General features: G+C 67.3%; 13 protein-coding genes and 2 pseudogenes. 7 read left to right on the forward strand and 8 right to left on the reverse strand.

Features of this window, described 5'->3' with window-relative positions:
- On the forward strand, positions 1 to 671 hold a 671-nt coding region (locus E1289_RS32065), incomplete at its 5' end, for a ribonuclease J (RefSeq protein ID WP_131986950.1).
- 26 nt (positions 672 to 697) lie between these two features.
- Positions 698 to 1,105: a MerR family transcriptional regulator gene (locus E1289_RS32070; protein ID WP_207929286.1), complete on the forward strand. Its 408-nt coding sequence runs from the start codon at positions 698 to 700 to the stop codon at positions 1,103 to 1,105.
- A gap of 85 nt (positions 1,106 to 1,190) precedes the next feature.
- On the opposite strand, the gene E1289_RS32075 is transcribed toward E1289_RS32070, so the two are convergent.
- Together E1289_RS32075 and E1289_RS32080 are read right to left on the reverse strand one after the other, a co-directional pair.
- Positions 1,191 to 2,675, reverse strand: coding sequence for a SulP family inorganic anion transporter (locus tag E1289_RS32075; RefSeq protein ID WP_131986968.1), 1,485 nt, complete (start codon positions 2,673 to 2,675; stop codon positions 1,191 to 1,193).
- Positions 2,676 to 3,088: 413 nt separating this feature from the next.
- Positions 3,089 to 3,466 carry a hypothetical protein gene (locus E1289_RS32080; RefSeq protein ID WP_165970691.1) on the reverse strand — a complete coding sequence of 126 codons (378 nt, stop codon included), beginning with the start codon at positions 3,464 to 3,466 and terminating at the stop codon, positions 3,089 to 3,091.
- A gap of 69 nt (positions 3,467 to 3,535) precedes the next feature.
- Between E1289_RS32080 and E1289_RS32085 the strand changes: the two are divergent.
- Positions 3,536 to 3,631: pseudogene (locus E1289_RS32085) on the forward strand (ATP-binding cassette domain-containing protein); the annotation flags it as partial.
- Here E1289_RS32085 and E1289_RS32090 read toward each other — a convergent pair.
- The 4 genes and pseudogenes from E1289_RS32090 to E1289_RS32105 form a co-directional block, all read right to left on the reverse strand.
- Positions 3,598 to 3,987 carry a DUF2795 domain-containing protein gene (locus tag E1289_RS32090; protein ID WP_243713285.1) on the reverse strand — a complete coding sequence of 130 codons (390 nt, stop codon included), beginning with the start codon at positions 3,985 to 3,987 and terminating at the stop codon, positions 3,598 to 3,600. The pseudogene E1289_RS32085 and the gene E1289_RS32090 sit on opposite strands and share 34 nt — an antisense overlap.
- Positions 3,988 to 4,309: 322 nt before the next feature.
- The gene (locus E1289_RS32095) at positions 4,310 to 5,038 is read right to left on the reverse strand and encodes a hypothetical protein (protein WP_131986956.1); all 729 of its coding nucleotides are present in this window, start codon (positions 5,036 to 5,038) and stop codon (positions 4,310 to 4,312) included.
- 503 nt (positions 5,039 to 5,541) lie between these two features.
- On the reverse strand, positions 5,542 to 5,736 hold the full coding sequence (locus E1289_RS32100) for a hypothetical protein (protein WP_131986958.1): 195 nt from the start codon (positions 5,734 to 5,736) through the stop codon (positions 5,542 to 5,544).
- A 25-nt stretch (positions 5,737 to 5,761) separates the two neighbouring features.
- Positions 5,762 to 6,910 (reverse strand): annotated as a pseudogene (locus E1289_RS32105) (peptide chain release factor 3); the annotation flags it as partial.
- A 216-nt stretch (positions 6,911 to 7,126) separates the two neighbouring features.
- Here E1289_RS32105 and E1289_RS32110 point away from each other — a divergent pair.
- A complete protein-coding gene (locus E1289_RS32110; protein WP_131986970.1) occupies positions 7,127 to 7,531 on the forward strand; it encodes a MerR family transcriptional regulator in 405 nt (134 codons plus the stop codon).
- A gap of 95 nt (positions 7,532 to 7,626) precedes the next feature.
- On the opposite strand, the gene E1289_RS38540 is transcribed toward E1289_RS32110, so the two are convergent.
- Positions 7,627 to 7,782, reverse strand: coding sequence for a hypothetical protein (locus tag E1289_RS38540; protein ID WP_165970692.1), 156 nt, complete (start codon positions 7,780 to 7,782; stop codon positions 7,627 to 7,629).
- Between the two features lie 183 nt (positions 7,783 to 7,965).
- Entirely contained in the window at positions 7,966 to 10,122 is a 2,157-nt protein-coding gene (locus tag E1289_RS32115; protein ID WP_207929287.1) for a UvrD-helicase domain-containing protein, read from the reverse strand.
- A 351-nt stretch (positions 10,123 to 10,473) separates the two neighbouring features.
- On the opposite strand from E1289_RS32115, the gene E1289_RS38545 reads away from it, so the two are divergent.
- The 3 genes from E1289_RS38545 to E1289_RS32120 all read left to right on the forward strand — a co-directional run bounded on the left by E1289_RS38545 (position 10,474) and on the right by E1289_RS32120 (position 11,434).
- Positions 10,474 to 10,647, forward strand: a complete 174-nt coding sequence (locus tag E1289_RS38545) for a hypothetical protein (protein ID WP_165970693.1) — start codon at positions 10,474 to 10,476, stop codon at positions 10,645 to 10,647.
- A gap of 87 nt (positions 10,648 to 10,734) precedes the next feature.
- Complete coding sequence (locus tag E1289_RS38550; protein ID WP_165970694.1) at positions 10,735 to 10,911, forward strand: hypothetical protein; 177 nt, start codon at positions 10,735 to 10,737, stop codon at positions 10,909 to 10,911.
- A 19-nt stretch (positions 10,912 to 10,930) separates the two neighbouring features.
- Positions 10,931 to 11,434: an ISAs1 family transposase gene (locus tag E1289_RS32120; protein ID WP_131986964.1), complete on the forward strand. Its 504-nt coding sequence runs from the start codon at positions 10,931 to 10,933 to the stop codon at positions 11,432 to 11,434.
- Positions 11,435 to 11,585: the final 151 nt, after the last annotated feature.

An 11,585-nucleotide genomic window follows, 5' to 3' on the forward strand; every position in this document is an offset into this window, starting at 1 on the left:
CGTCCTCGATGATCCCGGGCAACGAGACGGCCATCAACCGCGTCATCAACGGCCTGACCCGGTGGGGCGCCAACGTCGTCCACAAGGAGAACGCCCGGGTGCACGTGTCCGGGCACGCCTCGGCCGGTGAGCTGCTGTACTTCTACAACCTGGCCAGACCCCGCAATGTCATGCCCGTCCACGGGGAGTGGCGGCATCTGCGCGCGAACGCCGCGCTGGCCGTGCAGACCGGCGTCCCGCCCGAACGCGTGGTCATCGCCGAGGACGGCGTCGTGGTCGACCTGGTGGACGGCATCGCGCGGATCACCGGCAAGGTGCCGTGCAGCTACATCTACGTGGACGGCCTGTCGGTCGGCGAGGTGACCGAGTTCTCCCTCAAGGACCGGCGAGTGCTCGGTGAGGAAGGTTTCCTCTCAGTCTTTGTCGTGGTGGACGCGACCACCGGCAAGCTCGCCGCGGCGCCGGAGATACACGCACGGGGGGCAGGCATCCCCGACCACGAGCTCGCGGCCCTGGAACCGGTCATCCACGAGGTCCTCGCCGCCGCGGCGGCCGACGGCATCGGTGACGCGGGGCAGCTCCAGCAGCTGCTGCGCCGCAAGGTCAGCGGCTGGACCGGCGCGCGGTTCCGGCGGCGGCCGATGGTCCTCACCAGGGTGATCGACATCTGACCGGTACTTCGATGGAGGGCTGAGCGGTGATCGCTGAGGGCATGGACGTGGGCGAGGTGATGGCCCGCACGGAACTGAGCCTGCGGACGATCCGGCACTACGCGCGGCTCAATCTCGTCGTCCCATCGGTTCCCACGGACGACGGGGCGCTGTACTCCGAGGAGGACGTGGCCCGGCTCGCGCTGCTGCGGCGGATCCGCCCCATGGGTTTCAGCCTCCGCGAGATCCGGGACCTGCTCGCCACGCTGGAGATCCTGGAGGACCCCGAGATCACAGATCAGCGCGACCACTTGCTGGAACGCACGGAGATGTACCTGGAAGCGGCCCGGCTCCGGGCGGCCCGACTGGCAGAGGAACTTGGGCAGGCCCGCCAGTTCACCGCCGCGCTCGACACCGAGATCGCCCAGCGGCGCCAGGACTCGGACCGGCGCTGAGGCGCCTGCCCGGCGGCGCGAAGCCCCGGCACCTGCGGGACGGTGCCGGGGCATGGCTCTCGCGCGGACGTGGCCGGGCTCCCGGTCAGTGGCTGCCGGCGAGTTCGCCGCTGAGGGTGTCGTGCATGCGGGCGCTGTGCTCGTTGAGGCCGACGATCTCGACGGTCTTGCCGCGCTTTTGGTACTTGGTGGTGACGGCGTCGAGGGCGGCGACGGTGGAGGCGTCCCACACGTGGGCGTCGGTCAGGTCGATCACCACATGGTCGGGGTCGCCGGCGTAGTCGAACTGGTAGACCAGGTCGTTGCTGGAGGCGAAGAAGAGTTCGCCGGTGACGGCGTAGACGACGTGGCCGCCGTCGGGGTCGGTGACCGCGGAGACGTTCACCAGGTGCGCCACGCGGCGCGCGAAGACCACCATCGCGGTGATCGAGCCGGCCACCACGCCGATCGCCAGGTTGTGGGTGAACACGACCACGGCGACGGTGACCAGCATGACGATGGTCTCGCCCCGCGGCATCCGCTTGAGCGTGGCGGGGGCCACCGAGTGCCAGTCGAAGGTGCCGACCGCGACCAGGACCATGACCGCGACCAGGGCGGCCATCGGGATGTCGGACACGACGGGGCCAAAACCGATGCACAGCACCATCAGGAACACCCCGGCCAGGAACGTCGACAGCCGGGTCCGGGCGCCGCTCTTGACGTTGATCATCGTCTGGCCGATCATCGCGCAGCCGCCCATGCCGCCGAAGAACCCGGTGACGATGTTGGCGACGCCCTGCCCGATGGACTCGCGGGTCTTGCCCGAGTGCGTGTCGGTGATGTCGTCGACGAGTTTGGCGGTCATCAGCGACTCCATCAGCCCGACCAGCGCGAACGCCAGCGAGTACGGGGCCAGGAGCGTCAGGGTGCCGAACGTGAACGGGACGTCGGGCAGGCCGGGGGCGGGCAGCGCCGAGGGCAGCGCGCCCTTGTCGCCGACGGTCGGCACCGCGATGCCCGCGGCGACGGTGATCACGGTGAGGATCACGATCGACACCAGCGGCGCCGGAACGACCTTGGTGACGCGCGGGAACAGCACCATCAGCGCCAGCCCGGCCGCCGCCAGGGGGTAGACCGCCCAGGGAACGTCCCGTAGTTCGGGAACCTGCGCCAGGAAGATCAGGATGGCCAGGGCGTTGACGAACCCGACCATCACGCTGCGGGGCACGAACCGCATCAGCCGCGCCACCCCCAGTGCCCCCAGCACCACCTGGAAGACCCCGGCCAGGACCACGGCGGCCAGCAGGTGACCGAGCCCGTACTCGCGTGCGAGGGGGGCGACGACGAGCGCGACCGCACCGGTCGCCGCCGAGATCATCGCGGGCCGTCCGCCGACGACCGCGATCGTGACGGCCATGGTGAACGCGGCGAACAACCCCACCGCGGGCTCCACCCCGGCGATGATCGAGAAGGAGATCGCCTCGGGGATCAGCGCGAGGGCGACCACCAGGCCGGCCAGCGCCTCGGTGCGCAGGAGCTTGGCGGTGATCGGCCGGGCGGGTGTGAACGCCGGCTTCAGCCGGTGTGCCAGTACGGCGGGCAGACTCAAAACACTCCAGACATGGCGGGTCGCCCGTGCCGGATCAGGGCACGGGAACACGAACAACGCGGTTTGCGGGGCGGGAACCGGCGCCGATGCCGGTGATGGAGCCGCCGGGACGCCCGGCGGTCAGGCCGCGGGCCGGTGAACCGTCACGACGACCGGCTCACCGATGGACGAATCACATGGGCCGGGCCGCGGTGAGCGGCCGTGACCGGCCACCGACGAGGTCGGCATGAGACGGCAACGGACTCCCCCGAGAAATCACGACCTGGATGAAGCCCGATGGGCTTCGACGGACAGCAGACCGCAACCACCAGCGCTTGCCGTCGCGTGCCTACTCTAACGTCACAGAAGAGTCATAGGCGCCGGTAGAGGCCGCGGACGCCGGGGAGAGACGATGATCACACCGTCATCGCCAGTGCGCCCGGGAGTGCGTCGAACGCCTCCTCCACCCGGCGGGCCAGGACGGCGCGGCTCCACTTGCCGCGCCCGCCGCCCGCGCCGCGGCCGGCGGCCCAGTTCTTGGCGCCGCACCGGTAGGCGCCGAAGGCGAACTCTCCCAGCAGGCGGAGACGGACGTCCTCGCGTCCGTCGATGCCGAGCTTGGTCTCCAGCGCGGCGACGAGGCGTTCCTGGGCGTTGATGGACAGCAGGGTGCTGGCGTCCCGCAGCGGGACGGGGACGTGGGAGATGAGCATCCGGGTCCTGACGATGCGGTCGTCCCATCCGCTGTCCATGCCGAGGATCGCGGCGGTGAGCGCGGCGCGCAGCGCCTCCACGACCGGCCCCTGCGGGTCGGTGCGCGAGAACTCGGCGATGTAGGCGTCCCACAGGTCGGCCTCAGCGCCGTCGCCATCGTCGGCCCCACCGGTGCCGGCAAAGCCGTCCTCGTCAACCTGCTGATGCGGTTCTACGACGTCACCGGCGGACGCGTCAGCGTGGACGCACCGACATCGCCACCCTGCGGCAGGGCCGCACCGCCTTCGTCATCGCTGGTGAAGCCGGGTCCCACCGAGGACGCGATTGGCACGGCCTCCTTGAACGTCACATACCTGGACGGTCGAGCGTGCGGTGTTCCTGCCGTCAGCCGTTGGAGGCGCTGACCGGTAGGTCCCGGCAGGTGCTGCCACAGCTCCCGCAGATGCGGGAAGGAGCGCTCCGGCAACCGCTCCAGCGCGGCCACGACGTCCGGCCGGGCCCCGGCGTTCTGGGCCGCAGTGATGATCTGGTCCCGTGATACCGGACCGTCTCCGAACACGCTGTCGATGGTCTCGGCGATCTCAAGACGCGTCACGACCATGGTGATTCTCTCCGCTGTGCGATCTGGGATGCGACTGGGCGCGACCGCATCCGGTTCGGGCCGCTCTGTGTTGGATCTCGATGGTGGCGTCACCGCGGTGCAGGGCTTGGGGGCAGCCGGCACCGCGGGACGCCGGAGGCGGACGAGGGGGTCCTCCGCCGATATCTACTCTAACGTAAGAGTAATCTCGAATGGATAGTTCGGCAGAAACTCCGGTATGCAGGGGCGGCCCTGGCAATGTCGGGAGCCAGGCCTGTTCGGCATCCGAGAGTCGGCTGTCCTGATGGAGAGGGTTGCTGCGCCGAACCACGGTTGCCGGTGGTCAGCCGGCGAGCGCAGTACCGCGTCGAGGCGGCACCAGAGTCAGCCGCTGCTGGAGCGGCGCCACCTGGACCGGGTCGCTGAGGTCGGAGATGGGCTGGTCGTCACGACCCAGGACATAGGTTCCCCAGGATGGTCGGAGGGTCAGGGCCGTCCCCTCGACGGAGATGCTGGTCGGGCCTTCGCCGAAGGTGCACTGAAGCCGCCAGGTCGGGCTCCGGGTTAGCGTGATGCGCACCTTGGCCCCCGGTGCGGGGTCGACCCATCGGCCGTCAAGACACATCCGAACACGGAAATCGTCGTGGAGTGGCCGCAGTTCCACGGTCTTGAGCGCCACGTCGACGAGGTCGGAGTCCTCTTCGATGCCGATGACAGGGACCTCCGTGGTCACGTGGGCGCCGCCGCTGAGGAGGGGGCGTGCAAGCAGCGCGGCCATACGCCGCGCGTCCGTGCCGTGGCCCGTGACGTCAACGAGCAGGGACACCGAGGCCGTGATTCGCCGCAGGTCCGGCAGCGTGGTTCTGTGCCGCAGGACGGGCGGAATGTCGATGGTGGCCAAGCCGAAGGCGGCGCATTGGCGACGCAACTGCGTACCGCGCGAGCGGCTCGCCTTGTCGTAACCGCGGACGATACCGATCACCCCGTTTCCGGCACCCGCAGCGTCCGAGCTGCGAAGAGCGTGTTCACGCAACCAGATCAGGGTGGTGGCCGACAGAGCGCGAGTGGTCATCAGACCTCCTGGAGGGGGTGTCATGGGACGAGTGACTCGCACCAACGTCGGATTCTGCGACAAGGCCATTCGCGGAGCATCCGGGCGAGCCCCAGCGTTCTCGTGGATGCGGTGAACGAGCCTTGCGACGAGGCGTCAGGGCCCTATGGGTCCGGACCGCCACCTACCCAACAATCCTACTCTAACGTAAGAGTAGGGCCAGCGCCTGTGGTGCCCAGCAGCTCCAGGGTCGGTCCAGGAACGCCCCAAAACGAGCAGGTACACCGCGGAGCTGACTCGCACCCCCTCCTTGGAGCCCTCGCAGAAGCCGAGCAGAGATTACTCTCACGTAAGGAAAGTTTGCGGAATCGGCATTTATGTCGACTTCGCGTGGGTAGCGCCGCACGTACGGAACCACCACGCTTCGAGGGAGGCTCGATGGCAGCCGAAGCCGCAACCGCCGCCCGGGATGAGCACTATCGTGAGCGTGCTCTACCACACCCTTCAGGAAGCCGACACGCTAACTAGAGCGTTACATCAAGGACGCCGAGGACAACGGCGACCAGACGGCAGCCGACTTCTTCCGCGAGGTTCAGGCCGACGACAGGGAGAACACCCAGCGCGCCAAGCAACTCCTGCATCACCGCATCGACCCAAGGCCAGCACCGCTGACCGAGGTCTGTGCCGCCAGAGGTCGAGACGAGAGCACTGGCGATCATGCGAACGTCGTAACGAGGTCTGTGCTCAGTCGGGGACGCCTGCGGCGAGCATGGGGGTGAGGGTGAGGCCGGGGTGTTCGCGTTCGATGGCGCGCAGCCGCCACTTGTCGACGAACACCGCGATGAGCGAGCCGTCCAGGGAGCGGGAGAGGACCTCCACGCCGCGGCGGCCGGTCAGGGTCTCGGCGGATTCCTTGTCGGTGACGCGGGCGGTGGTGTAATCGAGCCGGGTCAGGTCGACCGGTGCGCCGAACTCGTCGGCCATCCGGGCGGTGACCACGTCGAACTGCAGCGGCCCGACGGCGGCCAGCACCGGCGCCTGATCGCCGCGCAGATCGCTGCGCAGCACCTGGACCACACCCTCCCCGTCGAGCTGCTCGATACCGCGGCGGAACTGCTTGGCCCGGCTGTTGTCGGTCGTCCTGGCCACCATGAAATGTTCGGGGGCGAACGCCGGAATCGGCGGAAACACCACCGGGGTCTTGACGTACAGGGTGTCGCCCACCGACAGGCCGGACGCGTTCGGCAGCCCGATCACATCCCCCGGATAGGCCGCCTCCAGCGTCGAGCGGTCACGGCCGAACACCGTCTGGGCGTACTTGGTCGCCAACGGCCGCCCCGTCGGAGCATGCGTCAGCGACATCCCGCGCTCGAAGCGTCCCGAGCAGACCCGCACGAACGCCAGCCGGTCGCGGTGCGCCCGGTCCATGCCCGCCTGCACCTTGAACACCTGCCCGGCGAACGGCGCCGACACCGGCCGCTCATTACCGCCGACGTCCGCCCGCGCCGAGGGCGCCGGCGCCAGCCGGCACACGGTCTCCAGCAGCGTCCCCACCCCGAAGTTGGGCAGCGCCGCCCCGAACAGCACCGGCGTACAGCTCCCGGCGGCGAACGCGTCCATGTCGAGGGTGGCGCCGATTTCGTCCAGCAGCGCCAGCTCCTCCACCGCGGTCTCCCACGCCTCGCCTTCCTGTTCGGCGGCCTGCTCGGGGGGGACGTTTTCGGCGATCGCGCGGGTGGCGCCGCCGGGGGTACGGCGGAACCGGGTGAACGAGCCGCCGGCCCGGTCGATCAGCCCGCGGAAGTCCCCGGCGATGCCGACCGGCCAGTTCATCGGTGCCGGGCGCAGCCCGATGCGCTGCTCGACCTCGTCCAGCAGCTCCAGGGGCTCCCGCAACTCTGCTTCGCTCTCCCAGCCGCACGACTCAAGGGCACGCAGGAACGCCTCGACCATGACCGAGTCGAACTGGGTTCCCAGCAGCTATTCCCGGCGCCACCGGCACCGCGGCGCAGCCCCGGCCGCGCCACAAGGCAGATGATGGCAAGCTTGACCGACGATATGGACCATCCGCCCCCGGCAGGGCAGGCCGGCGGCGTCAGGAGGAGCCCGATGGACGGCAGGCACATGCAGATCGGCGAGGTCGCCGACCGGACGGGCCTGAGCCTGCGCACCATCCGCCACTACGAGGAGGTCGGCCTCGCCCTGCCCGCGGCGCGCTCCCAGGGCGGCTTCCGCCTCTACACCGACGACGACGTGACCCGCCTCCTGGTCATCAAGCGCATGAAGCCACTCGACTTCACCCTCGAAGAGATTCGCGACCTGCTGGAAATCCTGGACCACCTCCAGTCCCCCGACACCGGCGACGCCGTCCGCACCGACCTCGCCAAACGCCTGACCGCCTACCGCTCCCTGGTCGAGGAACGCTGCGAAAAGATCCGCGCCCGCCTGGCCCACGCCGAACAATTCTCCGCCGAGCTCTCAGCAGAACTCCGCAAACACCGCCCAGCAGGCTGAGGCGCTCAACTGCCGACTGCACCGCGCCCGGTGGGCGGCACGTGTCCAGAGGTTAAGCCACCGGTCCATGAACGGGTGCGTTCCGTCCGCGACCCTCACGGCACAGCACCAGCAGCTCGGCATCCTTGGGGCGCCGTCGAACGCGCCAGCAGCGCCATCCAGTCGGACAAGCGGACGAACATCAAATACAGCATCCGCACCATCAGGAAGCACCCGCTCCCTGCCAGCACAGCGCCCACCACAATGGCCATACCGGCGAGTCGGACACCTTTCCCTCATTTGGAACCCAAAGCCCGCTCAATCCACTGCCCCCGCCGATCAGCAAACAGACCAGACGCCTGGACACACGTCGACACCAACGCCCCGGCAGAATCCGCCACGAGCACCAGAATGCCGCATGACCGGAGGTATCTCTCCAGTCTGGACAGACAGGATCAGCTCTGTCGTGCGCCCGCCGCACGATCGAGGATCTCCGCCGTCTCGGCGTGATCATTGCCGAGACGGCTGGATTCCTGCGCGAACTCCAGGAAGCGTGAGAGGCGCCCCTCGTGGGTCAGGTGGAGTTCGTGCATGGCCCTGGTGCATGCGATGTAGAGCATGCACCTGTCCATCTCGTTGGCGTAGTTCGTGTCCTCCACGTGCGGGACGATCACGGTGTCGAACTCCAGTCCCTTGGAGATGTGTGCCGCGGTGATGATGATGCCGGTGGAGAATGCCTTGCTGTCGTAATCAATAAAGGTCAATTGGACTCCGGCCTCTGTCAAGGAGACAAAGAGCGCTTCCGCCTGGGCGACGGTCTTGCAGATGATGCCCAGTGAGTTGTGATCGCTGCGTCCGTACCGCTCGATCAAGGCCAGGATCTGTGCCTCCTGGTCACGTTGGTGCGTGCAGGAGATGATCTGTGGTGGCAGCCCGTGGCGCTCGATAGGGATGAGCTTTTCATTCCTGGAAATGTTCTGGGCGAACTCCGTGATCTCGGTCGTGGAGCGGTAGCTCTTGCACAACTCCAGGCAGTCGGCCTCCGGAAAGGTTTGGCGGATCGTTGACAGTGACGAGGAGCTGAACGGGTTGACCGACTGGTTGGAGTCTCCGAGGATCGTCATCTTGCAGGAGAAGAGCTTGCGCAGCACGGCATACTGAATGGATGTGTAGTCCTGCATCTCGTCTACCAGGAGATGGCGGATGTGTCCATAGCTCTCATAGCGGGACGTGCTGATGATGGTGTAGATCAGCGGGAACACATCGGTGTACTCGATCTTGTTCCGGCCGGCCGGCTTGAACAGGCCACGACGCCCAGGGTCCTGATAGAACGCTTTGTAGATGGTGAGCGCGTCTTTATACGGGAACATGGCGCTGACCTGTCGGCGGACTCCGCTGGTGTCAGCGGCCGTCCACTTGCCACCTCTGTCCAGTACCTCGTTCTTGAGCAGGCGAGCAGCGGTGTAGGCCACGCGCTCCAGGCGCATGAAGAGTGGAAGGGCCTGTGCCTCTTTGAAGGCGTCCGCGACCCATTCACCAGAGAGTCGTTTGTTCTTCTGCTCGATCGGCCTGGGAGTGAACTCCTCGTCCACGAGCGAGGTGATCCATGCATCGAGGCGGGCGACGAATTCGGGTGTCGCCTTGTAGCGAATGCGCTCGGCCGCCGCTTCATCGACTTGGTCAAGCAGCTTGACCACCTGTTCGCTGAACGTTTCGTAGTCGGTCACCTTCGCAAGGAAACCGCTGGCGATCCTGTCGAAGTCGATCTCCGCGGTCTGTTCCTCACCCAGTTCGGGAAGCACGTCGGCGATGTAGTCGCCGAAAACCTTGTTGGGGGAGAGGATCATTACGTTGTCGGACGAGAGGGTGTCTTTGAAGCGATAGAGCAGGAATGCCACCCGGTGCAGCGCGATCGACGTTTTGCCGGAGCCCGCCACACCCTGCAGGATCAGCACCTGTGCCGTCTCGTTGCGGATCACAGCGTTCTGTTCCCGCTGGATGGTCGCGACGATGTTCTTCATTTTGTCATCGGCGGACTGGCTCAGCTCCCGCTGCAAGACGTCGTCACCGATGTTGAGCGCGCTGTCGAACATGTACTCCAAGCGCCCACCCTGGATCTTATATTGGCGCTTACCCGTGATTTCGCCGTGGACGATGCCTTCGGGGGCCTCGAAGAAGGCCTCCCCCGATTCGAAGTCATAGAAGAGACTGGACACGGGGGCCCGCCAGTCGTGGATCACAATTTCCTGGGTCTCGGGGTCCAGAAGATGGTGTACACCGATGTAGTGAGCCGTGGCCTCCTCGTCGCCTCTCCTATAGAAGTCGACGCGCCCGAAGTAGGGAGAGTTCAGCAAGCGTTCCATGCGCTTTCTGGCCTGCACTGCATGGTCGCCGATGGCGACCGCCATGTTCACCTCGGTGCGGTGGTTGGCCTTCTCGGCGGCGTCCATGTCACGCCAGCTCTCCCACATGTACTCCTTCTGCTCCTTGACATGTCTGGCAGACCCGTCGACGGAGTCGGTGAAACGCTTCAGCTCGTTCGTCAGCAAATGCACCGTCCTGGCGAGGCGCCGATGCTCGTATTCTTCGTCTCGTGCCTGCGCGTCGGTCAACGCCATCTCCGTTCTGAGTCGCCTCAAGGGTCACGACGTATGCAGTCGACGGTGCGTCGGGCTGCCGGTCTGGTCGCCGGCAGTCCGACGCAACCGAATAATCTACTGTCACGTAAGAGTAAGGTAGCGGAAGGTGTGTGACGGTCACCGCACCTTCGGGAACTGATGCCCTATGGATGCCAAGCCGCGGCTGGGGGCCGTCGCGCGGGGCAGGGCTGATGCGTTCTCGGATGGTGAGATGACCTGCGGTGCGGTCATGCGTGCGGTGGCAGGGGCGCAACGAAGGAGCGCGACTCGGGGATGATCAAGATTGCTGAAGCCTTTCGATCATGAACCCGAGGTCGCGCTCGTATGCCATCTTCCCTGCTCGACACACTCACGCGCCACTACGACGACCTTCCCGAAGCCGACGAGCCCGGCGACGTGACCGACGTGCTCGAGGTGCTCGAGGTGCTCGAGGTGCCAGCGCTGGCCATGGTGCTGGACACCGTCCCCGACCGGCGGTACCGGCGCGGACGCCGGTAGCGGCTCGGACCGATCCTGGCGTTGTGCACGGTCGCGGTGCTGGGTGGAGCCAGGTCCCTGGCGCAGATCTGCCGCCGGGCCCGGGCCATGGACCCGCGGATCTGGACGGCTGCGGGTTTCGCGCTCGATGCCGATGGCGATGCCGTGCTGCCGGTGGCCACCACATTGGGTCGGGCCCTGGCCGCAGCGGACGGCGACGCGCTCGACGACGTCCTGGACGGCTACCTGACCGCACTGACCACCACCGGCACCGGCGACGACTGATGGCGGCGGGCATGCGGGCCTGGCCGTGGACGGCAAGACCGTCCGCGGCACCCGCCGCCCCGACGGAACCCGCCCGCACCTGGTCGCCGCCGTCCACGCCGGAGTCGTACTCGCCCAGCGCCAGACCACCGCCAAGCGCGGCGAGACCGCCTGCTTCACCGGCCTGCTGGAACCGCTCGACCTGCACGGCACCGTGGTCACCGCCGACGCCCTCCATACCGTCCGCGACCACGCCGCCTGGCTGGTCGACACCAAGAGCGCCCATTACATCGTGATCGTCAAAAGCAAGATCCCCGCACCTTCACCGGCTGCTCAAGCGCCTCCCGTGGCGCGGGTCCAGATGGGAGACCGGACCCGCGACCGCGCCCACGGCCGCGACGAGACCCGCCGCCTGAAGGTCTGCACCGTCAACGACCTGCTGTTCCCGCACGCCGCCCAGGCCGGCCTGGTCAACGGCGCCGCCTGCGACCACTACCGCGACCGCCCCGACCACGCACTCCAGCTACTCGGTCCCGCCATGTGAGAACGCATCAGTCCTGCTCAAGATCCATGGATTCTAGGTGCAGATAGCGGCGGTATTGCTTGGCGAGGACGTTGATGGGGAGCAGGGGCCATCGGGTGACCGCGCCGGTGGTCTTGTCGATGACAAGGGTGGCGGGGGTCTTGATGGTGGG

The sequence above is a fragment of the Actinomadura sp. 6K520 genome, assembly GCF_004349245.1.
In the GTDB taxonomy this organism is placed as follows: Bacteria; Actinomycetota; Actinomycetes; order Streptosporangiales; family Streptosporangiaceae; genus Spirillospora.

Bases quoted from the DNA above. Each gene is read 5' to 3' on its own strand.
- E1289_RS32110 (WP_131986970.1), top strand. From the start codon at position 7,127: ATGGACGGCAGGCACATGCAGATCGGCGAGGTCGCCGACCGGACGGGC.
- E1289_RS38550 (WP_165970694.1), top strand. From the start codon at position 10,735: ATGGACCCGCGGATCTGGACGGCTGCGGGTTTCGCGCTCGATGCCGAT.
- E1289_RS32100 (WP_131986958.1), bottom strand. From the start codon at position 5,736: ATGATCGCCAGTGCTCTCGTCTCGACCTCTGGCGGCACAGACCTCGGT.
- E1289_RS38545 (WP_165970693.1), top strand. From the start codon at position 10,474: ATGCCATCTTCCCTGCTCGACACACTCACGCGCCACTACGACGACCTT.
- E1289_RS32090 (WP_243713285.1), bottom strand. From the start codon at position 3,987: ATGGTCGTGACGCGTCTTGAGATCGCCGAGACCATCGACAGCGTGTTC.
- E1289_RS38540 (WP_165970692.1), bottom strand. From the start codon at position 7,782: ATGGCCATTGTGGTGGGCGCTGTGCTGGCAGGGAGCGGGTGCTTCCTG.
- E1289_RS32095 (WP_131986956.1), bottom strand. From the start codon at position 5,038: ATGACCACTCGCGCTCTGTCGGCCACCACCCTGATCTGGTTGCGTGAA.